Origin of the sequence: Enterobacter sp. HNDS-6 (assembly GCF_039850505.1) — a bacterium.
Taxonomy (GTDB): domain Bacteria; phylum Pseudomonadota; class Gammaproteobacteria; order Enterobacterales; family Enterobacteriaceae; genus Enterobacter; species Enterobacter kobei.
In genome coordinates, this window is record NZ_CP156673.1 from 2,877,944 (window position 1) to 2,902,894 (window position 24,951).

Consider the following 24,951-nt stretch of genomic DNA (forward strand, 5'->3'; position numbering starts at 1 on the left):
TCAGGCCTTCGTCGTTTCAACAGCCTGTGTCTTTTATCCGCCTTTCTTTTCATTAACAAAATGTTAATTTATGTGGTGCAATTAATTAACATTTGCACAGCATTAGTGCGTTATTTGCACTGTGTTTGTGCATTCTTTCGCCCAGACACTTTTTGGCCTTCATCAGACTGTGTCGCTTTGTAAAAATAATTTTCATGAAATCATTCGCTTACAGTGGATATCGTGAAAGTTTTTGAACCAATAAATAATTGGTTCGGTTATTGCTTAATCATTAGCACGATAAGGTTCATTCCATATCAATAACTTATCGTTAATAAAAAGAAAATAATGATGATAGCGAGCGAACCAATATGGAAAAACCGTCACGGTTTCTGGCCAATTCCAGTACCGCGCTTGAGCAATTGCGCGGGCTTATCAACCAGCATGAGTCAACACCAGGCACTCCGCTGCCCACGGAACGTGAGCTGTCGGAAACTCTCGGCGTAGGACGACGCGAAGTGCGTCGCGCGCTGGATGTGCTGGAAGAGGAAGGACGGATCTGGCGTAAACAGGGTAAAGGCACCTTTATTGGTCCCGCAGCCCCTGTTGAACCGCTGGCGCTTCAGGGATTGGTTCAGCAAACCAACCTGCTGGAAGTCATGGAAGCTCGTCTACAGCTCGAACCCGGCTTAGCCCGGCTTGCGGCACTGCGTGCCACCAGGGAAAACCTCGCGCTCATGCAGCGCATGCTGGAACGCATCGACAAGGTCAGCCCGGATGACCGCGATCTCAACGAACTGTGGGATAGCGCCTTTCACCGCGCTATTGCCGAGGCTGCGGGCAACCGCCTGATGCTCGGCCTGTTTGACGCGATTGATGCCGTGCGGCGCGAACCGGGCTGGCAGCATCTGCGTGAATTAGCCCGCACGCCCGAACGTGTCGACAGCTATAACGACCACCATCACAAGATCATGTCTGCGATTATCCATCGCCAGCCTAATGAAGCAGCTGCCGCCATGCGCGAACACCTGCTTAGCCTGCAAACCGCCCTGATTCAGGCGATCCACCTTGAGGACGACTTCACGCTATGACGACGATCCCGTTTAAGGACACCACGCCTGTACTTCGGCTGAATAATCTCAACGTTAAATTTTCCGGCTCGCCGGTTAGCGTACTGGACGGCATTTCCCTGACGGTCAAAGCAGGCGAGACGCTGGCGCTGGTGGGAGAGTCCGGCTGCGGGAAAAGTATCACCTCACTGGCGCTGATGGGATTACTGCCCGCCAGCGCGCAGATTGTCAGCGGAGAAATGCAGTTTCGCCGTCACGATCTGCGAAAGCTCTCGCCGCGGGACTATGCCGATTTGCGCGGCAGCGAGCTGGCGATGATTTTCCAGGAGCCAATGACCTCGCTCAATCCCGCTTTCACATTAGGCGATCAGCTCAGTGAAGCGGTCATGCGTCACCAGAGCGTTTCCCGCACAGAGGCGATGAAGGTCGCGCTGCAGATCCTGGAGAAGGTGCAGATCCCCGCGGCGGAGATGCGCCTCAAGGCTTACCCGCATCAGCTTTCCGGCGGTATGCGCCAGCGTGTGATGATTGCCATGGCGCTGATCAACCATCCTAAATTACTGATTGCCGATGAACCGACTACCGCGCTCGACGTCACCATCCAGGCGCAAATCCTCACCTTGCTCAACACCCTCAAAGAAGAAACCGGCACGGCGGTCCTGATGATCACCCACGATTTAGGCGTGGTGGCCGAAGTCGCCCAGCAGGTGGCGGTAATGTATGCCGGGCAGGTGGTGGAGCAGGGGAGCGTCGAGGCCATCTTTGCCGACCCGCAGCACCCGTACACCATCGGCCTGATGGGCTCAATCCCTTCGCTGGGCGCACGTAAAGGCCAGCTCTCCACCATTCCCGGGTCGGTCCCGCTCCCGGAATCCATGCCGAAAGGCTGTCGTTTTGCGACGCGCTGCCCGTTTGCGCAGTCTCGCTGCCATGATGAAAAACCGCCGCTCAACACGCTCGGCGCGGGTCATCAGGTCGCCTGCTTCCGCGTGCCGCTCGAACACCACATTGCCCTGGGAGAGACCGCATGACTACGCCAATTCTTGAAGCCCGCGACCTCAGCAAGCGCTTCCCTGGTCCGAAAAAACTCTTTTCACCGGCCCGGTTTGTTACGGCGGTTGATCGCGTTTCGCTTGCCGTGATGCCGGGTGAAACGCTGGCAATTGTCGGCGAGTCTGGCTCCGGCAAATCTACCCTTGGGCGTCTGCTGCTGCGCCTGCTCGCCGCCAGTGAAGGGCGAGTGTTTTACCAGGGGGAGGAGATTACCGACGCCTCGGGCGCCCGTCTGAACCAGCTCCGGCGTGAGCTGCAAATTATTTTCCAGGATCCGTTTGCCTCGCTGAACCCGCGCATGACGGTGGAGCAGATCGTCGGTGAGCCGCTGTGGCTGCACCAGAATATGAAGAAAGCCGACCGACAGTATCGCGTCGCCGAACTCCTCAAAACCGTTGGCCTGCCTGCCGCCTGGTCCGGGCGCTATCCGCACGAGTTTTCCGGCGGCCAGCGCCAGCGTATCGGCATTGCGCGCGCGCTGGCCTCGGGACCAAAACTGTTGCTTGGCGATGAACCCGTCTCTGCGCTGGATGTTTCCGTCCAGGCGCAGGTCGTCAATTTGCTGGAAAGCCTGAAGCACCAGCTGGGGCTGACGATGGTGATCGTCGCCCACGGCCTGGCGGTGATTCGCCATATGAGCGACCGCGTGGCGGTCATGTATCTCGGGCAAATCGTTGAACTTGCGACCGTCGACGAGATCTTTGACGCCCCGCTGCACCCTTATACCCAGGCACTGATCGCCTCGGCACCACAGATGCAGCCGGGCATTGAACGCGACGCACCGCTGCTGCAGGGGGATCTGCCGAACCCGGCGAGCCCTCCATCCGGCTGCCGTTTCCATACCCGCTGCCCGTATGTTACCGATGAATGCCGTCAGGTTGAGCCGATTAATCAGGTGCTGGACGGTGGACGTCAGGTTGCCTGTCACCGCTGGCAGGACATCAATCGCGATCGCAGTGTTATTCAGATAGCACCGCCATCCGCAGCTTTTCTGCGCCGCCGCGCGCTGTTTGAACACGCGGCCACTCACTCCTCCCTTCCTTCAAGGAACTCATGATAATGACAATGCGTAATTCTCTTTTGACCGTACTGGGAAGTGTTATGTTGCTTGGCGCGGCGCTGCCCGCCCATTCTGAAAGCGTGCTGCGAATTGGTCTGGGAGCTGACCCGGACATGCTCGACCCGCATCTGGCGCGCACCTACTATGGCCGCTTTGTCTTTGCTTCCCTGTGCGACAGGCTGGTGGATGTCGACGAGCATCTGAAAGTGGTGCCAGGTCTGGCGAAGTCGTGGGCCTGGAGCGATGACGGCAAAACGCTGACCATGGATCTCCGTGAGGGGGTGACCTTCCATGACGGCGAGAAATTCGACGCCGCTGCTGCGAAATACAACCTCGACCGTGCGTTGACCCTAAAAGGTTCCCTGCGCAAAAGCGAGATCTCCTCGGTGGAATCGGTAGAGGTCACCGGTCCGATGCAGATTGCGCTGCACCTGAAAACCCCTGACGCCGCGCTGCTGATGCAGCTGACTGACCGCGCGGGCGCGATGATGGCACCCGATGCGGCGAAAAAGCCTGACTTTGCCGCCCATCCGGTCTGTTCCGGTCCTTATAAGTTTGACAGCCGCGTGTCCCAGGACCGCATTGTTCTGACTCGCTTCGACAATTACTGGAATAAAGACGCCTACCACTTCGACAAAATTATTTATCTGCCGATCCCGGACGCCTCCGTGCGCCTCGCGAACCTGCGGGCAGGCGATCTCGACCTGACCGAAGGCATTGCGGCCAGCGACGTTAAAACCGTTGAAGCTGACAGCAAGCTGGCGCTGGCGAAGGTAACGGGTCTGGGTTACCAGGGCATTACCTTCAACATCAATAACGGCAAGGTCCCGGCGAACGATCCGTTCAGAGATGCCCGCGTACGCGAGGCATTTTCGCAGGCCATCGACCGTGATGCGCTAAATCAGGTGGTCTTTGAAGGGCTATACACGCCGGCAAACCAGGCGTTTTCCACGGTGAGCCCGTATCACGTCAATCTGCCGGTTCCGCCCCGTGACGTCGATAAAGCCAAAGCGCTGCTCAAAGCGGCAGGCGTCACCACGCCGCTGACCGTCAACCTGCTGGTGCCGAACAACCCGACCTCGCAGCAGGTGGGTCAGGTTCTGCAGGCAATGGTTGCCGAGGCCGGCTTCACGCTCAACCTGCAGATGACCGAATTCGCGACGCTGCTGGATCGTCAGCAGAGTGGTGATTATCAGCTCAGTTTCTCCGGCTGGTCGGGCCGCCCGGACCCGGACGGCAGCATCTACGGCTTTGTCCATAGCAAAGGCACTCTGAATGACGGACGCTACAGCAACGCGCAGGTCGACGAATGGCTGACTCAGGCGCGCCAGAGCACCGATCAGGCCGCACGCCAGCCGCTGTATGACAAGGTGGTGAAACAGCTGCAAACCGACATGCCGATTGCCTACCTCTACTTCGAGCCGCGCATTTTTGGTCTGAACAAGCGCGTGCAGGGCTTTAAGCCTTACCCGGACGGCATCGTGCGTCTGGCGGGTTTGACGCTGGCGAAATAAACGTCCTGAGGAGAACCCATGCTGGAACTGATTTGCAAACGTCTGCTGCTGGCCATCCCGACCTTGCTGCTGGTGAGCATGATGGTGTTTGGCCTGCAAAAACTGCTGCCCGGCGACCCGCTGATCGCCATGGCCGGGGAGGAGCGCGATCCGGCGGTTATCGCCCAGCTGCGTGCTGAGCTCAATCTGGATGCGCCCATTCCTGTGCAGTATTTCAACTGGTTAACGCGCGCATTGCAGGGCGACCTGGGGATCTCCTTACGCACGCACGAACCGGTGACGCAGCTGATTGCCAGTAAGCTGCCTGTGACGCTGGAGCTGTCGCTGCTGGCGATGATTATCGCGCTGGTATTTGGCATTAGCATGGGGATCCTCGCGGCAGTGAACAAAAACAGCTGGGTCGATCACGGGGCGAACTTCGTGGCGATCTCGGGGATCTCGATCCCCCATTTCTGGCTGGGGATCCTGCTGATTCTGGTCTTCTCGGTGAACCTGCAGTGGCTTCCCGCGTCCGGCTATGTACCGTTCAGTGAGGATCCGGTGCAAAACCTGCGCACGCTGCTGCTGCCCGCAGCCGTTCTCGGAACAGGGCTGGCGGCGACGCTGATGCGCCATACCCGAGCATCGATGATTGCGGTCCTGAAAGCGGATTACATCCGCACCGCGCGCGCGAAAGGATTACTGCCGAAAGCGGTGATCTTAAAGCACGCGTTTCGCAATGCGCTGGTGCCGGTGATCACCCTTACGACGCTGCTGTTTGGTGAGCTGCTGGGCGGTGCGGTGCTGACCGAGCAGGTCTTCACCATTCCCGGCTTCGGCAAGATGATCGTCGATTCGGTATTTAACCGAGACTACGCGGTGGTGCAGGGCGTGGTGCTGATCGTGGCGATCGGCTTCCTGCTGCTCAACCTGCTGGCTGACGTGCTCTACGTTCTTATCAACCCGAAAATGCGAGGTTAACCATGGCGGAACTGACGACGCAAACCGCTGTGCCCGCGCTGCCGCGCGCGCAAAACCGGGTGCTAAAGAAATTCCTCGCCAATAAAAGCGCGGTGATTGGCGCGGTGGTGGTGGGCTTCTTTGTGCTGGTGGCGCTGCTGGCGCCGTGGATTGCCCCGTTCGACCCGGTCAAAGCCAACTTCCTGGCGGTGCGTAAAGCGCCGTCGGCAATGTACTGGTTCGGAACCGACGAGCTGGGGCGCGACATTTTATCCCGCATTATCTGGGGGGCGCGAACCTCGCTGATGGCGGGCTGTATGTCGGTCGTTATCGCGGTAGCGATCGGCGTGCCGCTGGGGCTGGTAGCGGGGTATTTCCAGAAGATGTGGGATGGGGTGATCTCGCGCTTCATTGAAGCGCTGCTGGCCTGCCCGTTTCTGATCATGGCGATCGCGCTGGGGGCATTTTTAGGCCCAAGCCTGACCAACGCGATGATCGCCATTGGCCTTTCCGCGATGCCGATATTCGCCCGTCTGACGCGTGGGCAGGTGATCGCCATCCGCAACGAAGAGTACATCGACGGCGCGCGGGCGATTGGCCTGCCGGATCGCTGGATCATCATCAAATACGTGCTGCCCAACGTGATGTCACCGATCCTGGTACAGGCCACGCTGGCGATTGCCTCGGCGATTATCGCCGAAGCCAGCCTGTCGTTTTTAGGGTTGGGGCAGCAGCCGCCCAATCCGTCCTGGGGGTCAATGCTCAACACCGCGAAAGGTTTTCTTGAGCAGGCGCCGTGGATGTCCGTTTTCCCCGGCGTGGCAATTTTCCTTGCCGTGCAGGGCTTCAATTTACTTGGCGACGGGCTGCGCGATGCGCTCGATCCGCGCCACGACTAAGGAGTCATGATGACTAAAGCGCTTGATTTTACGTCCGGTTACGAATCACGACGCCCGCCGATGATGGGCCATAACGCCGTTGCCACTTCGCAACCGCTGGCGGCGCAGGCAGGAATGAAAATGCTGCAGCTGGGCGGTAATGCCGTTGATGCGGCGATCGCCACCGCGATGGCGCTGACAGTAGTCGAGCCGACCGGTAACGGGATCGGCAGTGATGCCTTTGCCATCGTCTGGGACGGTGAAAAACTTCACGGTCTGAACGCGTCGGGGCGCTCACCGGCCAGCTGGCATGCGGATCTCTTTGCCGGAAAAACGGCGGTACCCGAAATCGGCTGGGACGCCGTGACCGTGCCCGGTGCGGTATCCGGCTGGGTCGCACTGGCAGAGCGTTTCGGCACGCTGCCGCTGACCACGCTGGCGCAGCCAGCCATTGACTATGCGCGAAACGGTTTCCCGGTTTCGCCGCTGATTGGCCATCTCTGGCAGCGCGGCTACAACAAGCTGAAAGATCAGCCTGGCTTCAGCGCCTGCTTCGCGCCGGAAGGCCGCGCGCCGCGAGTGGGGGAGATCTTCCGTAATCCGGCGCAGGCGAATTCGCTGGAACTGATAGCGAAAACCAACGGCGACGCGTTTTACCGCGGCGAGCTGGCGCAGAAAATTGCCGCCTTCGCCAAAGAACACGGCGCGCATTTGACGGCTGAAGATCTCGCCAGCCACCGCGTGGACTGGGTAGACCTGCTGTCACGCGACTTCGCGGGTGGTTCGGTGCAGGAGCTGCCGCCAAACGGCCAGGGGATCGCCACGCTGATTGCGCTGGGTATTCTGGAGCAGTGCGGCATCGAGCAGCATCATCCGGACTCCGTGCAGTCTCTGCATTTGTCCATTGAAGCGATGAAGCTGGCGCTGGCGGATCTCGACCGCTACGTGGCGGATGAAGATCATATGGCGTTCGCGGCCAAAGAGCTGCTGAGCGATCATTACCTGAAATCGCGTGCGGCGCTGATCAACCACGAAAGCGCCTCTGATTTTGTCTACGGTTCACCCACCCAGAGCGGTACGGTCTACATCAGCACTGCGGATGCCAGCGGGATGATGGTCTCCTTTATTCAGTCCAACTATATGGGGTTTGGTTCAGGGATTGTGGTGCCAGACACCGGGATTAGCCTGCAAAACCGGGGCTGTGGTTTTTCGCTGGATCCTAATCATCCGAACGCGCTGGCGGGCAGCAAGCGTCCGTTCCACACCATCATTCCGGGCTTTGCGATGGACGGCAGCGGCAAGCCGTTGATGTCCTTCGGCGTGATGGGCGGCCCGATGCAGGCGCAAGGACACATGCAGATGGCGCTGCGCATTATGCTGCACGGGCAAAACCCGCAGGCGGCGATTGACGCTCCGCGCTGGCGCGTGGTGCAGGGCAGGGAAGTGATCGTCGAATCAACGTTCGATCGCAATACTATCGCCGCGCTGCGCGAACGCGGACACCAGATCGTGGTGGAAGATCCGCTGCAGGATTATAACTTCGGCGGTGCGCAGGTGATTTATCGCCTTCCGGAAGGGCATTACGTGGCGGCAACGGAGAGCCGTAAAGACGGACAGGCGTTGGTGAGTTAAACGCTCGAGCAACATTTGTAGGCCGGGTAAAGCGTAGCCGCCACCCGGCTTTTTTTACCCGATGCTAAACGGATCCGCATCCTGCCAGGCCGGAAACTTCTCCCGATACTCCTTCAGCGCGGTCAACGATAGCTCCGCATCAATTCGCGTTGCCTGATGCGGCTCGGCAGTCGCAATAATCTCGCCCTGCGGATTTACCACCCGGCTGTCGCCGCGGTAGTGATGCCCGTTGCCATCCGTCCCCACACGGTTACAGCCCACCACATACGCCTGGTTCTCAATGGCGCGCGCCACCAGCAGCGACTGCCAGTGCAGCGAGCGCGGTGCTGGCCAGTTGGCGACATACAGCGCCAGGTCATAATCGTTGCGGTTGCGCGACCACACCGGGAAGCGCAGGTCGTAGCAGACCAGCGGCAGAATGCGCCAGCCGCGCCACTCGAATACCACGCGCTCATTACCCGCTTCATAGTGATGATGCTCATCCGCCATGCGGAACAGGTGGCGTTTATCGTAAAAATGCACTTTCCCTTCCGGCTCAACCAGCAGAAAACGGTTCACTGGCCCGCGCTCGGTTTGCAGGGCGGCACTACCCGCGATCAGCGCATTTGTTTGCTGCGCTTTGGTATGCATCCAGGCGACCACGTCATCCTGAGGCATTGATTGCTTAGCTGCTTCCATGGCGAAGCCGGTGGTGAACATCTCCGGCAGGACAATCACATCTCGTCCGGTAATCTCTTCCAGTTGACGATCAAAGTGGCGCAGGTTGGCAGGGCCATCCATCCACACTAAAGGTTGCTGCAAAATCGAAATCTTCAAACCCGGCACGATACAGACTCCTCAAACGACCCCTTTTTGACACTGTAGCACGTCATTACGAGAAAATGTGGCAATAAAAAACCCCGCGCGCGGCGGGGTTTGTCAGAACGAAACGGGTTATGCCGCTTCAGGTTTACGGTGCTTCTCTGGCAGCTTTACCGGCTGTGTTGCCAGCTCGTCCGGTTCGAAATCATCGACGTTAATACTGCGCAGACGGCTCTCTTCGGCTTTTACCAGAATTGCTGCTTCAGCATTATCGATAATGCCACCTGACAGCGCCTGTTTCGCCAGTTCATCCAGACGGGTGAACGGCAGGTTTTTGCCCAGTTGTTTGCAGATCTTCTGATGAATTGGGTCGGCGGCCATTACATCAAGCAGCGCCTCTTCCAGCAGACCCACCGGGTTATGTGGCGTAGGGGCCAGGTACTGACCACGGCCGATACGGGAGCGTGTCGCGCTCGGTACCTGCAGGATTTTCGCCACTTTGTGGTCCAGCTTGTCGGACGGTGCCAGGTGGTGACGACCGGTCGGGAAGATCACCACGCGCAGGGCGCCCGCAACAAAGCGGTTCGGGAAGTTCGCCAGCAGATCGTCAATCGCCTGTTCTGCCTGATACATCGCATCCTGAACGCCCCAGTGTACCAGCGGCAGATCCGCTTCCTGACGCCCTTCGTCGTCGTAACGCTTCAGGACCGCAGACGCCAGGAAGATCTGGCTCAGCACATCCCCCAGACGGGCAGATATACGCTCGCGACGCTTCAGGCTACCGCCGAGAACGGCCATGGAAACATCCGACAGCAGAGCCAGGTTGGCGCTCAGACGGTTCAGATGCTGGTAATAGCGTTTGGTCGCATCACCGGTTGGCGTCGCGCTGGTAAGACCGCGCGTCAGGCCGAGCCAGAAACTACGCACCTTGTTGCTACCCACATGACCGATATGTTTGAACAGCAGCTTATCGAAGGCATCCACGTCATTATTCTGCGCAGCGGCCATCTCTTCCAGCACGTACGGATGGCAGCGAATCGCCCCCTGACCGAAGATCATCATGCTGCGGGTCAGGATGTTGGCACCTTCAACGGTGATGGCAATCGGTGCGCCCTGATAGCCGCGCGCCAGGAAGTTGCCTTCGCCGAGCATAATGCCTTTACCGCCTGCGATATCCATCGCGTCAATGATCGACTGCTGCGCGCGGTGGGTACAGTGGTATTTCACAATCGCGGACAGCACGGCCGGTTTTTCGCCCAGCATAATGCCGTAGGTAATCAAAGATGCGGCGGCATCCATCACGTAGGCATTACCTGCGATACGCGCCAGCGGCTCTTCGATACCTTCCATCTTGCCGATGGAGATTTTGAACTGACGGCGGATGTGGGCGTATGCACCAATCCCCATCGCCACAGATTTCAGGCCACCAGTAGAGTTCGACGGCAGGGTAATGCCGCGGCCAACCGACAGACATTCCACCAGCATACGCCAGCCCTGACCGGCCATTTTCGGACCACCGATAATGTAATCAATCGGCACAAAGATGTCCTGACCGCGGGTCGGACCGTTCTGGAACGGCACGTTCAGCGGGAAGTGACGGCGACCAATTTCAACGCCCGGGGTAGAGGTTGGGATCAGCGCACAGGTAATGCCCAGATCTTCTTCGCCGCCCAGCAGTTTTTCCGGGTCAGAGAGCTTAAAGGCCAGACCCAGCACGGTGGCGATTGGCGCCAGGGTGATATAACGCTTGTTCCAGGTCAGGCGCATGCCCAGCACCTGCTCGCCCTGCCACTCGCCCATGCAGACCACGCCGGTATCCGGGATCGCGCCTGCATCGGAACCCGCTTCCGGGCTGGTCAGCGCGAAGCAAGGGATTTCCTGACCACGCGCAAGACGCGGCAGGTAGTGATCTTTCTGCTCTTCCGTACCGTAATGCTGCAGCAGTTCACCCGGGCCTAAGGAGTTAGGCACGCCAACGGTAATCGCCAGGATCCCGGAGACGCCCGCCAGCTTTTGCAGGACGCGAGCCTGAGCGTAAGCGGAGAATTCCAGACCGCCATACTCTTTCTTGATGATCATCGCGAAGAAGCGATGTTCTTTCAGATACGCCCACAGCTCTGGCGGCAGATCGGCCATTTCATGGGTGATGGCAAAGTCGTTTGCCATGCGGCACGCTTCTTCCACCGGGCCGTCAATAAAAGCCTGTTCTTCAGCGGTCAGACGCGGCTGCGGATAGTTATGCAGCTTTTTCCAGTCCGGGTTGCCCTGGAACAGGTCGCCTTCCCACCAGGTGGTACCGGCATCAATCGCTTCTTTCTCAGTCCGCGACATTGGCGGCATCACTTTGCGGAAGCCTTTGAACACCGGCGCGGAGATCATCGACTTACGCATCGGGGTAAAGTTAAACGGCAGAAGAATGATGGCCAGCGGAACTAAAAGCCAGATATTCCACAGACCAGCGACGCCAAGTGCAGCCGTCCAGGCCAGCAGAATCACACTACTCAGGAATAAACTGACGCGGTGATAGAACAACACACCGAGCAGGACAACAGTTGCGAGAATGCTCAAAATCATCATAAAGAAAAGCTCCCTTGCTTGTAGGAGGTCTGACCACTTGTGATGATATGGTTGTAGTTGATGTTATTTCCTTTAGCAATGTGTTTACAAAATAATTACAACCGGGCTCACATTGTTCGTGTTTTCGCCGGCACGAAAAAGCAAAACGCCGGAGGATTCGCATGGCTTTAGCTTCTCGCTTTTCCCGCTATCCGGTACACTCCACTGTGTTATTTCATCAATACTGAAGGATTATCCTCATGTACCAGGATCTTATTCGTAACGAACTGAACGAAGCGGCGGAAACGCTGGCTAACTTTCTGAAAGATGATGCCAACATTCACGCTATTCAGCGCGCGGCGGTCCTGCTGGCCGACAGCTTTAAAGCGGGCGGCAAAGTGCTCTCCTGCGGTAACGGTGGTTCCCACTGTGATGCCATGCACTTTGCAGAAGAGCTGACCGGACGCTATCGCGAAAACCGTCCGGGCTACCCGGCGATTGCGATTTCCGACGTCAGCCACATCTCCTGCGTAGGCAATGACTTCGGTTACGACCACATCTTTTCCCGCTACGTTGAAGCGGTAGGTCGTGAAGGCGACGTGCTGCTGGGCATTTCGACCTCCGGTAACTCCGCTAACGTGATCAAAGCGATCGCTGCCGCGCGTGAAAAAGGGATGAAAGTCATCACCCTGACCGGTAAAGATGGCGGTAAGATGGACGGTACCGCGGATATCGAAATTCGCGTTCCGCACTTTGGTTATGCTGACCGCGTTCAGGAAATTCACATCAAAGTGATCCATATCCTGATCCAGCTGATCGAAAAAGAGATGGCTAAGTAAGACTTCGCTGGGGGCACTCTTGCCCCCGCTGTTGTGGAGGTGATGTATGTGCGAACTGCTCGGGATGAGCGCCAATGTGCCAACCGATATCTGCTTTAGTTTCACCGGGCTGGTGCAGCGCGGTGGAGGAACCGGGCCGCATAAAGACGGCTGGGGCATTACCTTCTACGAAGGCAAAGGGTGTCGCACGTTCAAAGATCCACAGCCCAGCTATAACTCACCGATTGCCAAACTGGTGCAGGACTATCCCATCAAGTCCCGCTCGGTGATTGCGCACATCCGTCAGGCTAACCGCGGCGAAGTGGCGCTGGAAAATACCCATCCGTTTACCCGTGAACTGTGGGGGCGAAACTGGACCTACGCGCACAACGGGCAACTGACGGGCTATAAGTCGCTGGAGACGGGGAATTTCCGCCCGGTCGGCGAAACGGATAGCGAAAAAGCCTTCTGCTGGCTACTGCACAAGCTGACGGAACGTTATCCTCGTACGCCCGGCAACATGACCGCCGTGTTTAAATACATCGCGACGCTGGCATCCGAGCTACGTGAAAAAGGCGTGTTTAACATGCTGCTGTCAGACGGACGCTATGTCATGGCGTTCTGTTCGACGAACCTGTTCTGGATCACGCGCCGTGCGCCGTTTGGCGTTGCAAAGCTGCTCGATCAGGATGTGGAGATAGACTTTCAGAAAGAGACCACACCGAACGATGTGGTCACAGTCATTGCGACGCAGCCGCTGACGGGCAACGAAGCCTGGCAAAAGATCATGCCAGGCGAGTGGGTGCTATTTTGTCTCGGGGACCGTGTAATTTGACGCCAGCTGTGGATGGACGACTTCGTGGCTCAGCGGTTTGCTGACCACGTAACGGCCATCTACGATAGAAACCACAGGCGGCTTGTGGGTCTGCTCAAAGTAGTCGTAACCCGGCTTCAGCTGTTTCCAGAAATCGGCGTAATAGGAGTACTTATGGCGGGCCATGTTGGCATCCGTCATACGGAACGGATAAATGCTGACCTGAACGTTAGGCTGCCCGAACACCAGCGCGCCTGTTACGAACTGGAAAATTTCATCAATGCCGGCATCGGTCATCGCATAACAGCCGATAGACACGCAGGCACCGTGGATCATCAGGTATTTCCCTTCATAACCGTGAGCACGGTCATAGGCATTGGGGAAACCGATGTTAATGGCTTTATAGAAGCGGCTGTCCGGTTTGAGCTGGCTACGCTGAACGTTATAAAACCCTTCCGGACTTTTAAAATCACCCTGGCGCTGTTTTGGCCCCAGCCCGCCGGAGTAATTACAAATTTTGTAGCTATCAAGCAGCTGATATGTCTCGCCCATTTTCACAAATAGATCGAGCGTGCGTTCTTCCTTGAAGATTTGAATATAAACCGGCGATCCCATTAACTGCTGTTTATATTCTTTGCTGATCGGCGTCGTGGAGCTGTTGCTGCTGAGCAGCCCGGCAAACGACATGCACGGAATCAGAAGCATCGCAATGAACAATGCGATTTTACGCATACTACAAGTTCCTTGATAAAACGTAGACCAACTTGCCAGGGCGGCAAAAGAGACCCGAAATCAGATTATTCTGTTAGGAGCGCTCACATTAGCACCGCTATAGATTTTCGCAAGAGTCGGGCGATGAGTTTACAAATTAGTTTTACTTTATAAACCATCAAAATCACGCTGGCTCCAGGAACTTTGCGTATTAGCTCGCAATTTGGCGCACCCGCAGGCGGATCCCCTGCCCGTGAGAAGGGGAAAATGGTACACTTCGCGCCCACTGGATTGTTGTTTATGGAAACCTGCTAACCACATGTTTAAAATAAAAAAAGGACTTAATCTGCCGATTGCAGGCGTGCCCGAGCAGCACGTTTCGCCCGGTGCAAGTGTCCGTCATGTCGCCATCGTAGGCGACGATTATCTGGGAATGCGTCCCTCGATGCTGGTTCAGGAAGGCGATCGCGTTATCAAAGGGCAGGCGCTCTTTGAGGATAAAAAAAATCCCGGCGTGCTGTTCACAGCTCCCGCCAGCGGCACCGTTGTGGCGATCAATCGTGGCGAGCGCCGTGTCCTTCAGTCGGTGGTGATCCGCATTGAAGGCGATGAACAGCGTGAGTTTGCCCATTACGACGCCGCAGAACTCGCGTCGCTTAGTCGGGAAACTGTGCAGGCTCAACTGCTGGCATCCGGTTTGTGGACGGCACTTCGCACGCGTCCTTTCAGCAAATCCCCCGCTCCTGATACGGCCCCGGCTGCCATATTCGTGACGGCCATCGACACCAACCCGCTCAGCGCAGACCCGCAGCCCGTTATTCTGGCGCAGCGTAAAGCCTTCGATGCCGGGCTGACGGTTTTAACGCGCCTGACGCCCGGAAAAGTTCACGTCTGCCAGGCCGGCGGTGGCAAGCTTGGCGGCCATCCGCAGGGGCAGGTCACGTTTAATGAATTTTCGGGTCCACATCCGGCTGGGCTGGTCGGCACCCATATTCACTTCCTTGAGCCGGTGAGTCTGAAAAAACAGGTCTGGCATCTTAATTATCAGGACGTCATTGCCATTGGTAAGCTCTTTACCACTGGCGTTCTCTGCGCTGAACGGGTCATCGCTATCGGCGGTCCGCAGGCTGCAAACCCGCGCCTGGTAAAAACGCTTCTGGGAGCCGATCTTAATGACCTGCTTTCCGGGGAAACGAAAGAGGGTGAAAACCGCCTGATTTCCGGTTCAGTACTCAGTGGGCGCCGTGCAGTTGATGCGCATGCGTATCTGGGCCGTTTCCATCTTCAGGTGAGCGTTGTGCAGGAAGGGCGTGAGAAAGAGCTGTTCGGCTGGGTGCTGCCGGGTGCAGAGAAATACTCCGTGACCCGCACTACGCTGGGTCACTTCCTGCGTCATAAGCTCTTTAATTTCTCCACCAGCACGAACGGCGGGGAGCGCGCAATGGTCCCGATTGGCAACTACGAACGCGTGATGCCGCTGGACATTCTGCCCACCGTGCTGCTGCGCGATCTCCTTGCCGGTGATACCGACGGCGCGCAGGCGCTGGGCTGTCTCGAGCTGGATGAAGAAGATTTGGCGCTGTGTACCTATGTGTGTCCAGGTAAATACGAATATGGACCCGTATTGCGCGAGGTGTTAACCCGCATTGAGCAGGAAGGATAACGATGGGCTTAAAACACCTCTTTGAAAAAATAGAGCCGCATTTTACCGAGGGTAAACTGAAGAAGTACTACCCGCTGTACGAAGCGACGACGACCATTTTCTACACGCCGGGTCTGGTGACGAAAGGGGCGGCGCACGTTCGCGATGCCATCGACCTGAAACGCATGATGATCCTGGTGTGGTTTGCGGTCTTCCCGGCTATGTTCTGGGGCATGTACAACGTGGGGCTGCAAACCATTCCGGCGCTGCATCATCTCTATGATGCGCAGCAGCTGGCGCAGGTCATTCAGTCTGACTGGCACTACCGCCTGGCACAGTCGTTAGGCGTGAGCTTCGCGGCGGACGCGGGCTGGCTCAGCATGATGACGCTGGGGGCGGTATTCTTCCTGCCGATTTATATGACTGTCTTTATCGTGGGCGGTTTCTGGGAAGTGCTGTTCGCCATCATCCGCAAACACGAGATTAACGAGGGCTTCTTTGTTACCTCTATCCTGTTTGCGCTGATTGTGCCACCTACGCTGCCACTCTGGCAGGCGGCGCTGGGGATAAGCTTTGGCGTCGTGATTGCCAAAGAGATCTTCGGCGGGACCGGGCGTAACTTCCTGAACCCGGCGCTGGCGGGGCGTGCGTTCCTGTTCTTTGCCTACCCGGCGCAGATCTCAGGTGACCTGGTGTGGACGGCTGCGGACGGTTTCTCCGGTGCGACACCCCTTTCCCAGTGGGCGGCAGGCGGCGGTGAAACGCTGGTCAATAATGCGACCGGCCAGCCGGTGACCTGGTTTGATGCGTTTATTGGCAACATCCCGGGCTCCATCGGGGAAGTGTCTACCCTGATGATTTTGCTCGGTGGGGCGATCATTCTCTTTGGTCGCGTGGCCTCCTGGCGCATCGTCGCAGGCGTGATGCTCGGGATGGTGCTTACTGCCACCCTGTTCAATCTCATTGGTTCAAACACGAACCCGATGTTTTCTATGCCGTGGTACTGGCACCTTGTGCTGGGCGGTTTTGCGTTTGGCATGATGTTCATGGCCACCGATCCCGTCTCGGCCTCGTTTACCGACAGAGGTAAATGGTGTTACGGCGCACTCATTGGGGTGATGTGTGTATTGATTCGCGTGGTCAACCCGGCCTATCCGGAAGGGATGATGTTGGCCATTCTGTTTGCCAATCTGTTTGCGCCGCTGTTCGACTATCTGGTCGTGCGCGCCAACATTAAGCGGAGGAAGGCGCGTGGCTGAAGTCAAAAATAACGACAGCATCAGCAAAACATTGCTGGTGGTTCTGGTGCTTTGCCTGGTCTGTTCCATTGTCGTCGCCGGTTCTGCCGTCGGGTTAAAACCGCTGCAGCAGGAGCAACGGGCGCTGGATAAACAGCGTAACATCCTGGCCGTGGCCGGGCTGATGCAGGAAGGCATGACGAAGGACGACGTCTCAGCCGTGTTTGCTGAACGCATTACCGCACGGCTGGTGAATTTAAAAACCGGTGAACTGATGGATAAAGACCCGGCGAAATATAACCAGGCGCTGGCGCTGAAAGATCCGCAGATGAGCACTTCGCTTGATGCCTCTCAGGATCCGGCAGGGATTAAGCGCCGCAGCAATATTGCGGAGATTTATCTCGTTCGTGACGAGCAAAAACGCGTGCAGGAAGTGGTTTTACCCATCTATGGTAACGGCTTGTGGTCAATGATGTACGCCTTTGTGGCGCTGGACACCGATGGCCGCACGGTCAAAGGCATTACTTATTATGATCAGGGCGAAACGCCGGGGCTGGGTGGCGAAGTTGAGAACCCTAACTGGCGTGCGCAGTTTGTCGGTAAAAAAGTACTCGACGATAACGGTCAGCCTGCGCTTAAGGTGGTGAAAGGGGGCGCGCGTCCCGGTGATGACTTCGCCGTTGACGGCCTTTCCGGGGCCACGCTCACCTCTAACGGGGTGCAGCACAGTTTTGATTTCTGGATGGGTGAACTGGGCTTTGGTCCCTTCCTGAAAAATGTACGTGAGGGAGCGCTAAACAATGGCTGATACGGGTGAACTGAAAGAAGTTAAAAAGGTGCTGATTGGCCCACTTTTAGCCAATAACCCGATAACGCTGCAGGTGCTGGGCGTCTGCTCTGCCCTGGCGGTAACGACCAAACTGGAAACGGCGGTAGTGATGACGCTGGCAGTTACGCTGGTGACAGCGTTCTCCAGCATGTTTATCTCAATGATCCGCCACCACATACCCAACAGCGTAAGGATCATCGTCCAGATGGCGATCATCGCTTCGCTGGTGATCGTCGTTGATCAGCTGCTGCGCGCGTTTGCTTATGAAACCTCGAAGCAGCTTTCGGTGTTTGTCGGCCTGATTATCACCAACTGTATCGTGATGGGGCGCGCTGAAGCCTACGCCATGAAAATGCCGCCGCTGGCGAGCTTTATGGATGGGATCGGCAACGGTCTGGGCTACGGCGTGATCCTGCTGACGGTCGGTTTCCTGCGCGAGCTTATTGGCAGCGGCAAGCTGTTTGGCATCACGGTGCTGGACACGGTACAGAACGGCGGCTGGTATCTGCCAAACGGACTGTTCCTGCTGGCCCCAAGCGCATTTTTCATTATCGGTTTGCTGATCTGGCTGATTCGTACGTTGAAGCCCGAACAGCAGGAAAAGGAGTAACCGACAATGGCTCATTACCTGAGTTTATTTGTGCGCGCGGTGTTTGTTGAAAACATGGCGCTCGCCTTCTTCCTGGGCATGTGTACGTTCCTTGCCGTTTCCAAAAAGGTCTCGACGGCATTTGGTCTGGGCGTGGCGGTCACCGTGGTGTTGGGGCTTTCCGTTCCGATTAACAACCTGGTGTTCAACTTTGTGCTGCGGGACAGTGCGCTGGTGGAGGGGATTGATCTCAGCTTCCTGAACTTCATCACCTTTATCGGGGTAATTGCGGCGCTGGTGCAAATCCTGGAGATGATCCTCGATAAGTATTTCCCGTCGCTGTACAACGCGCTGGGGATCTTCCTGCCGCTCATCGCCGTAAACTGTGCCATCTTTGGTGGCGTCTCATTCATGGTTCAGCGTGATTACAACTTCAGTGAATCCGTGGTGTATGGCTTTGGATCCGGTATCGGCTGGATGCTGGCGATTGTTACCATGGCGGGGATCCGCGAAAAAATGAAATATGCCAACGTCCCTGCCGGGCTGCGTGGCTTAGGGATCACCTTTATCACCACCGGCCTGATGGCGTTGGGCTTTATGTCCTTCTCCGGTGTGCAGCTATAAGGGCTAAAAGATGGAAATTATTCTTGGCGTGGTGATGTTCACGCTGATAGTACTGGTGCTCTCAGGGCTGATTCTGGCGGCGCGCGCGAAGCTGGTCAATTCCGGTGATGTGGTCATTGATATCAATGACGATCCCCAGAATCAGATCCGTACCCCGGCAGGGGATAAACTGCTTAATACGCTCTCCGGCAACGGGATCTTTGTCTCGTCAGCCTGCGGTGGCGGCGGCTCATGCGGGCAGTGCCGTGTGACGGTGAAAGAGGGGGGCGGTGATATTCTGCCCACAGAACTGTCGCATATTACGAAACGTGAAGCGAAAGAGGGTTGTCGTCTGGCATGCCAGGTCGCGGTGCGTCAGAACATGAAGATTGAGCTGCCGGAAGAGATCTTCGGCGTGAAAAAATGGGAGTGCGAGGTTATCTCTAACGATAACAAAGCCACCTTCATTAAAGAGCTTAAGCTGCGTGTGCCTGAAGGGGAGAGCGTCCCGTTCCGTGCGGGTGGCTATATCCAGATTGATTGTCCGGCACACACCGTGGCGTATGCCGACTTCGACGTGCCTGAAGAGTACCGTGCCGACTGGGATAAATTTAATCTCTTCCGCTTTGTTTCCGAGGTCAAAGAGCCCGCGCTTCGCGCCTATTCCATGGCTAACTACCCGGAAGAGAAGGGCATCATTATGCTCAACGTGCGTATCGCCACCCCGCCGCCAAACGTGCCACATGCCCCGCCGGGCGTGATGTCGTCGTACATCTGGTCCCTCAAGCCTGGCGACAAAGTCACCATCTCCGGTCCGTTCGGGGAGTTCTTTGCCAAAGATACCGACGCAGAAATGGTCTTTATCGGCGGGGGCGCGGGTATGGCGCCAATGCGCTCACACATCTTTGACCAGCTCAAGCGTCTTGGGAGCACGCGTAAGATCAGCTTCTGGTATGGGGCACGTTCCCTGCGCGAAATGTTCTATGACGATGAGTTCGAACAGCTGGCGCGTGAGAACCCTAACTTTACCTTCCACGTGGCGCTTTCCGACCCGCAGCCGGAAGATAACTGGACAGGCTATACGGGCTTCATCCACAACGTGCTCTATGAAAATTACCTCAAACAGCACCCGGCACCAGAAGACTGCGAGTTCTACATGTGTGGTCCGCCAATGATGAACGCCGCTGTGATCAAGATGCTGAAAGATCTCGGCGTGGAAGATGAGAACATCCTCCTTGATGATTTCGGAGGCTGATCATGTTGACCTTTCTGGCGACCTTTGCGGTGTTTGTGCTGGTGGTATTCGGCATGTCATTAGGCTGGATCATCAAGCGTAAAAGCATTCAGGGCAGCTGCGGCGGGATCTCTTCTCTCGGAATGGAAAAGGTCTGCGACTGCCCGGAACCGTGCGATGCGCGGAAAAAAAGAATGGCCCGCGAACAGCAGCGCATTATTTAGTCTTGTTAGTCGGGTAAGGCGAAGCTGCCACCCGACAATTCCCACGTACACTTCTCAACCCTCATTTGTTTACTGTATACTTATCCAGTGATGAGTGAGGGCTTACTATGCGCAAAATAATCCATGTCGATATGGACTGCTTTTTTGCCGCAGTGGAGATGCGTGACAACCCGGCGCTGCGGGATATCCCCATCGCCATTGGCGGCAGCCGCGTACAGCGTGGGGTGATCAGCACCGCCAACTACCCTGCGCGCAAATTTGGCGTGCGCAGCGCCATGCCGACGGCGATGGCGTTAAAACTCTGCCCGCACCTCACCCTTTTGCCTGGGCGATTTGAAGCCTATAAAGAAGCGTCGAACCATATACGGGAAATCTTCTCCCGCTATACCTCACTGATTGAGCCGCTATCCCTGGACGAAGCCTATCTTGACGTCACCGACAGCCTTCACTGTCACGGCTCCGCCACCCTGATGGCGCAGGAGATCCGCCAGACCATTTTCAACGAGCTGAATCTCACCGCATCGGCAGGCGTCGCGCCGGTAAAATTTCTCGCTAAAATCGCCTCCGATTTAAATAAACCCAACGGTCAGTACGTCATCACCCCCGAAGAGGTGCCTGCGTTTTTGAAAACGCTTCCGCTTGGCAAAATCCCCGGCGTAGGCAAAGTCTCCGCCGCGAAGCTGGAAAGTATGGGATTACGCACCTGCGAAGATGTGCAGCGAAGCGATCTGGCTATGCTACTCAAGCGTTTCGGAAAGTTTGGTCGCGTGCTGTGGGAACGCAGTCAGGGCATTGATGAACGCAGCGTAAGCAGCGAGCGGTTGCGTAAATCGGTTGGTGTTGAACGCACGCTGATGGAAGATATTCACGACTGGTCCGAATGTGAATTCATCATCACTGAACAGCTTTATCCTGAGCTGGAAAGGCGCTTAGCGAAGGTTAAGCCCGATCTGCTCATCGCCCGGCAGGGCGTGAAGCTCAAGTTTAACGACTTCCAGCAGACTACGCAGGAGCACGTCTGGCCGCGTCTGAACAGAGACGATCTTATCGCGACGGCAAAAAAAGCATGGGAAGAACGGCGGGCAGGGCGCGGAGTACGGCTGGTGGGGCTGCACGTCACACTGCTGGATCCGCAGTTAGAGCGTCAGTTGGTTTTGGGATTGTAGATTACGCCAATCGTCGGCCCGGTAAGCGTAGCGCCACCGGGCAACAGACGACGAATTACTTAGCAGGAATCGCCTTCAGCAACTCGGTCAGCAGGGTCCAGTAATGGCCCACGCTTTCGATATGAACTTGCTCATCCGGCGAGTGCGGCCCGGTAATGGTTGGCCCGATAGAGACCATGTCCATGTTCGGATACGGTTTCTTGAACAGACCACACTCCAGACCCGCGTGGATCACCTGAATGTTCGGCGTGCTGTTGAACAGACGCTGATAGGTTTCGCGCACCAGCGCCATCACCGGAGAACTGGCATCCGGCTGCCAGCCCGGGTAGCTGCCTTTAGCGGAGGTTTTGGCACCCGCCAGCGTCCCCAGAGATTCCAGCATGCTCACCACGTACTCTTTACCGCTGTCGATCAGGGAACGGATCAGGCAGATAATTTCTGCACTGTCGTCGCTCATGGTGACCACGCCCACGTTCAGTGAGGTTTCTACCACGCCTTTCGCCACGTCAGAGTTGCGGATCACGCCGTTTGGCGTCGCGTTCAGCAACTGAACAAAGGTGTCACGAGACTGCACGGTCAGCGCGGCTTTGTCGGTAGTAACAGACTCCAGCACCACGGTCAGGTTTTTCTCTTTCGCTGACAGTTCGTTTTTCAGGATATCCAGGTAGACACTGGAGAGTTTTTTCAGCTCGTCCGCTTTTGCTGCAGGTACTGCAACGGTGGCGAAGGCTTCGCGTGGGATCGCGTTGCGCAGGGTACCGCCGTTGAAGTCTACCAGGCGCAGATCCAGCTCAGCCGCGTGGCCCGCCAGGAAGCGTGCCAGCAGTTTGTTGGCGTTGCCCAGGCCCAGGTGAATATCGCCGCCGGAGTGGCCGCCTTTCAGCCCTTTCAGCGTCAGCTTGAAGGTTTGGTAACCTGCAGGCACCGCTTCGCGTGACAGTGGCAGGGTAGAGATGAAATCAATCCCGCCCGCGCAGCCCATGTAGATCTCACCTTCTTCTTCGGAGTCGGTGTTGATCAGGATATCAGCCTGCAGCCAGTTCGCCTGCAGACCGAATGCGCCGTCCATGCCCGCTTCTTCGGTCATGGTCAGCAGCACTTCCAGCGGACCGTGCTCAACGCTGTCATCCGCCAGCACGGCCAGCGCAGAGGCCATGCCGATGCCGTTATCTGCACCCAGGGTGGTGCCGCGCGCTTTCACCCAGTCGCCGTCGATGTAGGGCTGGATCGGGTCTTTAGTGAAATCGTGAACGGTGTCGTTGTTTTTCTGTGGCACCATGTCCAGGTGCGCCTGCAGGACAACCGGTTTGCGGTTTTCCATGCCTGCGGTGGCCGGTTTACGGATAAGAATGTTACCAACCTGGTCGCGCTCAGCGTGCAGACCTTTTTCCTTCGCCCAACCCATAATATGTTCGGCAAGCTGTTCTTCATGGTAGGAAGGGTGTGGAATGGAACAGATTTTGGCAAAAATATCCCACAGCGGCTGCGGAGATAATTGAGACAGTTCAGACACGATAAGTCTCCTTGTCGATGCTCTGCAAACAAGGTTGCAGGTCACAGGGTTAGCAGGTTAATAGTTACCACAAGACAGGCTTGCGAGATGCAACTGAGAATACCACTTTCTCTGCGGGCTGGTAGCATAAAGCATGTAAAAACTCAGGCAGAGGGCGCTAAACACTGGTTTTTAGTGCGTCAGATCTCTATAATCTCGCGCAACCTATTTCCCCCTCGAACACTTTTTAAGCCGTATAAAAACAGGCTGGGACACTTCACATGAGCGAAAAATACGTCGTCACCTGGGACATGTTGCAGATTCACGCCCGCAAACTGGCTGCGCGTCTGATGCCTTCCGAACAGTGGAAAGGCATTATTGCCGTTAGCCGTGGCGGTCTGGTACCGGGGGCGCTGCTGGCACGTGAGCTGGGTATTCGTCATGTCGATACCGTTTGCATCTCCAGCTATGACCACGACAACCAGCGTGAGCTGAAAGTGCTGAAACGCGCTGAAGGCGACGGTGAAGGCTTTATCGTCATCGACGATCTGGTGGACACCGGTGGTACCGCGGTGGCTATCCGCGAAATGTATCCAAAAGCGCATTTCGTCACTATCTTCGCGAAACCGGCGGGTCGCCCACTGGTTGACGATTACGTGATTGATATCCCTCAGGATACCTGGATTGAACAGCCATGGGATATGGGCGTGGTCTTTGTACCGCCTATTTCAGGCCGTTAATTTCCGCACGTAACTTTACACGCCTGGCTATGTCGGGCGTTGTTCTTTTTATCCTGCCACGCGTTACAATGGACGTTATATGACGTATCCATGGAGGCAACGCAATGACGCAGGCGAATCTCACCGAGACACTCTTCAAACCCCGTTTCAAACACCCTGAAACGTCGACGCTGGTCCGTCGGTTCAATCCGGGTATCCAGCCTGCCGTCCAGTCTGCCTTAGACGGCAAAAACGTCCCCCACTGGTATCGCATGATTAACCGCCTGATGTGGATCTGGCGCGGTATTGATCCGCGTGAAATCCTGGATGTGCAGGCGCGTATCGTCATGAGCGAGTCGGAGCGCACCGACAGCGAACTCTACGACACGGTGGTCGGCTATCGCGGCGGCAACTGGATCTATGAATGGTCTAAACAGGCGATGCTCTGGCAGCAAAAAGCCAGCCAGGAGGAAGATGCTACGCGGAGCGGCAAGCACTGGCTCCATGCAGCCAATCTCTACGCCATTGCCGCCTACCCGCATTTAAAAGGTGATGAGCTGGCTGAGCAGGCTCAGGCGCTGGCAAACCGAGCCTATGAAGAAGCGGCTCAGCGCCTTCCGGGCCAGATGCGCGAACTGGAGTTCACCATTCCCGGCGGTGCGCCCGTCACCGGCTTCCTTCATATGCCTGAAGGAGACGGCCCGTTCCCGACCGTCCTGATGTGCGGCGGGCTGGATTCGCTGCAAATCGACTATTACAGCCTGTATGAGCGTTACTTCGCACCAAAAGGGATCGCGATGTTGACGCTTGATATGCCTTCAATTGGTTTCTCATCCAAATGGAAGCTGACTCAGGATTCCAGTCTGCTGCACCAGCATGCGCTAAAAGCGCTGGAAAACATTCCTTGGGTTGACCACACCCGCGTGGCGGCATTCGGCTTCCGCTTTGGGGCGAACGTCGCAGTGCGTCTGGCTTACCTTGAATCATCGCGCCTGAAGGCCGTCGCGTGCCTGGGCCCGGTAGTCCACGCCCTGCTTAGCGATCCTGCCCGTCATGGCAGCGTGCCGGAAATGTACCTTGACGTGCTGGCCAGCCGCCTTGGCATGCATGATGCATCAGATGAAGCGCTGCGCGTTGAGCTCAATCGTTACTCGTTAAAAACGCAAGGTTTGCTGGGACGCCGTTGCCCGACGCCGATGTTGTCCGGTTTCTGGAAAAACGATCCGTTCAGCCCGGAGGAAGAGTCACGCTTAATCACTTCGTCATCTGCGGATGGCAAATTGCTTGAGGTGCCGTTCAGCCCGGTATATCAGAATTTCGACAAAGCACTGAAAGAGATTACGCGCTGGATCGCTCAGAGATTGTGTTAATAGATTGCTAAATTTTGCTG

Annotated in this window: 23 protein-coding genes; 19 read left to right on the top strand and 4 right to left on the bottom strand. The window is 56.7% G+C overall.

The window, feature by feature from the left end:
* Positions 1 to 350 precede the first annotated feature (350 nt).
* Genes ABFI50_RS13445 through ABFI50_RS13475 form a run of 7 tightly spaced genes read left to right on the top strand, consistent with a single transcriptional unit; the run spans position 351 to position 8,125 of the window.
* A complete protein-coding gene (locus ABFI50_RS13445; protein ID WP_014882662.1) occupies positions 351 to 1,070 on the top strand; it encodes a FadR/GntR family transcriptional regulator in 720 nt (239 codons plus the stop codon).
* Positions 1,067 to 2,080: an ABC transporter ATP-binding protein gene (locus ABFI50_RS13450; protein WP_014882663.1), complete on the top strand. Its 1,014-nt coding sequence runs from the start codon at positions 1,067 to 1,069 to the stop codon at positions 2,078 to 2,080. The genes ABFI50_RS13445 and ABFI50_RS13450 overlap by 4 nt, the downstream gene beginning before the upstream one ends.
* Entirely contained in the window at positions 2,077 to 3,159 is a 1,083-nt protein-coding gene (locus tag ABFI50_RS13455; RefSeq protein ID WP_023332156.1) for an oligopeptide/dipeptide ABC transporter ATP-binding protein, read from the top strand. The genes ABFI50_RS13450 and ABFI50_RS13455 overlap by 4 nt, the downstream gene beginning before the upstream one ends.
* 2 nt (positions 3,160 to 3,161) lie before the next feature.
* The gene (locus tag ABFI50_RS13460) at positions 3,162 to 4,676 is read left to right on the top strand and encodes an ABC transporter substrate-binding protein (protein WP_014882665.1); all 1,515 of its coding nucleotides are present in this window, start codon (positions 3,162 to 3,164) and stop codon (positions 4,674 to 4,676) included.
* Positions 4,677 to 4,694: 18 nt separating this feature from the next.
* Positions 4,695 to 5,636, top strand: a complete 942-nt coding sequence (locus ABFI50_RS13465; protein ID WP_032637423.1) for an ABC transporter permease — start codon at positions 4,695 to 4,697, stop codon at positions 5,634 to 5,636.
* Between the two features lie 2 nt (positions 5,637 to 5,638).
* On the top strand, positions 5,639 to 6,514 hold the full coding sequence (locus tag ABFI50_RS13470; protein ID WP_032637422.1) for an ABC transporter permease: 876 nt from the start codon (positions 5,639 to 5,641) through the stop codon (positions 6,512 to 6,514).
* A gap of 9 nt (positions 6,515 to 6,523) precedes the next feature.
* On the top strand, positions 6,524 to 8,125 hold the full coding sequence (locus tag ABFI50_RS13475; RefSeq protein ID WP_032637421.1) for a gamma-glutamyltransferase family protein: 1,602 nt from the start codon (positions 6,524 to 6,526) through the stop codon (positions 8,123 to 8,125).
* A gap of 54 nt (positions 8,126 to 8,179) precedes the next feature.
* On the opposite strand, the gene ABFI50_RS13480 is transcribed toward ABFI50_RS13475, so the two are convergent.
* Both ABFI50_RS13480 and fadE read right to left on the bottom strand, forming a co-directional pair.
* Positions 8,180 to 8,950: an amidohydrolase gene (locus ABFI50_RS13480; protein WP_014882669.1), complete on the bottom strand. Its 771-nt coding sequence runs from the start codon at positions 8,948 to 8,950 to the stop codon at positions 8,180 to 8,182.
* A gap of 108 nt (positions 8,951 to 9,058) precedes the next feature.
* On the bottom strand, positions 9,059 to 11,503 hold the full coding sequence (gene fadE, locus ABFI50_RS13485) for an acyl-CoA dehydrogenase FadE (protein ID WP_014882670.1): 2,445 nt from the start codon (positions 11,501 to 11,503) through the stop codon (positions 9,059 to 9,061).
* Positions 11,504 to 11,742: 239 nt separating this feature from the next.
* On the opposite strand from fadE, the gene lpcA reads away from it, so the two are divergent.
* Both lpcA and ABFI50_RS13495 read left to right on the top strand, forming a co-directional pair.
* A complete protein-coding gene (gene lpcA, locus ABFI50_RS13490) occupies positions 11,743 to 12,321 on the top strand; it encodes a D-sedoheptulose 7-phosphate isomerase (RefSeq protein ID WP_032637420.1) in 579 nt (192 codons plus the stop codon).
* A 46-nt stretch (positions 12,322 to 12,367) separates the two neighbouring features.
* Positions 12,368 to 13,135 (top strand): class II glutamine amidotransferase, encoded by a 768-nt coding sequence (locus ABFI50_RS13495; protein ID WP_014882671.1) that lies wholly within the window; start codon positions 12,368 to 12,370, stop codon positions 13,133 to 13,135.
* On the opposite strand, the gene dpaA is transcribed toward ABFI50_RS13495, so the two are convergent.
* Complete coding sequence (dpaA, locus tag ABFI50_RS13500) at positions 13,106 to 13,846, bottom strand: peptidoglycan meso-diaminopimelic acid protein amidase (RefSeq protein WP_014882672.1); 741 nt, start codon at positions 13,844 to 13,846, stop codon at positions 13,106 to 13,108. The two genes, ABFI50_RS13495 and dpaA, sit on opposite strands and share 30 nt — an antisense overlap.
* A gap of 298 nt (positions 13,847 to 14,144) precedes the next feature.
* Between dpaA and ABFI50_RS13505 the strand changes: the two genes are divergently transcribed.
* From ABFI50_RS13505 to dinB, 8 genes are all read left to right on the top strand, one after another.
* On the top strand, positions 14,145 to 15,488 hold the full coding sequence (locus ABFI50_RS13505) for a Na(+)-translocating NADH-quinone reductase subunit A (RefSeq protein WP_023332159.1): 1,344 nt from the start codon (positions 14,145 to 14,147) through the stop codon (positions 15,486 to 15,488).
* 2 nt (positions 15,489 to 15,490) lie between these two features.
* A complete protein-coding gene (locus tag ABFI50_RS13510; RefSeq protein ID WP_014882674.1) occupies positions 15,491 to 16,726 on the top strand; it encodes an NADH:ubiquinone reductase (Na(+)-transporting) subunit B in 1,236 nt (411 codons plus the stop codon).
* The gene (locus tag ABFI50_RS13515; RefSeq protein ID WP_014882675.1) at positions 16,719 to 17,513 is read left to right on the top strand and encodes a Na(+)-translocating NADH-quinone reductase subunit C; all 795 of its coding nucleotides are present in this window, start codon (positions 16,719 to 16,721) and stop codon (positions 17,511 to 17,513) included. Before ABFI50_RS13510 ends, ABFI50_RS13515 begins: the two co-directional genes overlap by 8 nt.
* The gene (locus tag ABFI50_RS13520) at positions 17,506 to 18,144 is read left to right on the top strand and encodes an NADH:ubiquinone reductase (Na(+)-transporting) subunit D (protein ID WP_014882676.1); all 639 of its coding nucleotides are present in this window, start codon (positions 17,506 to 17,508) and stop codon (positions 18,142 to 18,144) included. Before ABFI50_RS13515 ends, ABFI50_RS13520 begins: the two co-directional genes overlap by 8 nt.
* 6 nt (positions 18,145 to 18,150) lie before the next feature.
* Positions 18,151 to 18,747: an NADH:ubiquinone reductase (Na(+)-transporting) subunit E gene (gene nqrE, locus ABFI50_RS13525; protein ID WP_006810004.1), complete on the top strand. Its 597-nt coding sequence runs from the start codon at positions 18,151 to 18,153 to the stop codon at positions 18,745 to 18,747.
* 10 nt (positions 18,748 to 18,757) lie between these two features.
* Positions 18,758 to 19,981 (top strand): NADH:ubiquinone reductase (Na(+)-transporting) subunit F, encoded by a 1,224-nt coding sequence (gene nqrF / locus ABFI50_RS13530; RefSeq protein WP_014882677.1) that lies wholly within the window; start codon positions 18,758 to 18,760, stop codon positions 19,979 to 19,981.
* 2 nt (positions 19,982 to 19,983) lie between these two features.
* Positions 19,984 to 20,184: a (Na+)-NQR maturation NqrM gene (gene nqrM / locus ABFI50_RS13535; protein ID WP_014882678.1), complete on the top strand. Its 201-nt coding sequence runs from the start codon at positions 19,984 to 19,986 to the stop codon at positions 20,182 to 20,184.
* Between the two features lie 107 nt (positions 20,185 to 20,291).
* Entirely contained in the window at positions 20,292 to 21,350 is a 1,059-nt protein-coding gene (dinB, locus tag ABFI50_RS13540) for a DNA polymerase IV (protein ID WP_014882679.1), read from the top strand.
* Between the two features lie 55 nt (positions 21,351 to 21,405).
* Here dinB and pepD read toward each other — a convergent pair whose 3' ends face one another.
* The gene (gene pepD / locus ABFI50_RS13545) at positions 21,406 to 22,863 is read right to left on the bottom strand and encodes a cytosol nonspecific dipeptidase (protein ID WP_014882680.1); all 1,458 of its coding nucleotides are present in this window, start codon (positions 22,861 to 22,863) and stop codon (positions 21,406 to 21,408) included.
* 260 nt (positions 22,864 to 23,123) lie between these two features.
* On the opposite strand from pepD, the gene gpt reads away from it, so the two are divergent.
* Entirely contained in the window at positions 23,124 to 23,582 is a 459-nt protein-coding gene (gene gpt, locus ABFI50_RS13550) for a xanthine phosphoribosyltransferase (RefSeq protein ID WP_003863205.1), read from the top strand.
* Positions 23,583 to 23,686: 104 nt separating this feature from the next.
* Positions 23,687 to 24,931 carry an esterase FrsA gene (gene frsA, locus ABFI50_RS13555; protein WP_248216728.1) on the top strand — a complete coding sequence of 415 codons (1,245 nt, stop codon included), beginning with the start codon at positions 23,687 to 23,689 and terminating at the stop codon, positions 24,929 to 24,931.
* The last annotated feature ends 20 nt before the right edge of the window (positions 24,932 to 24,951 follow it).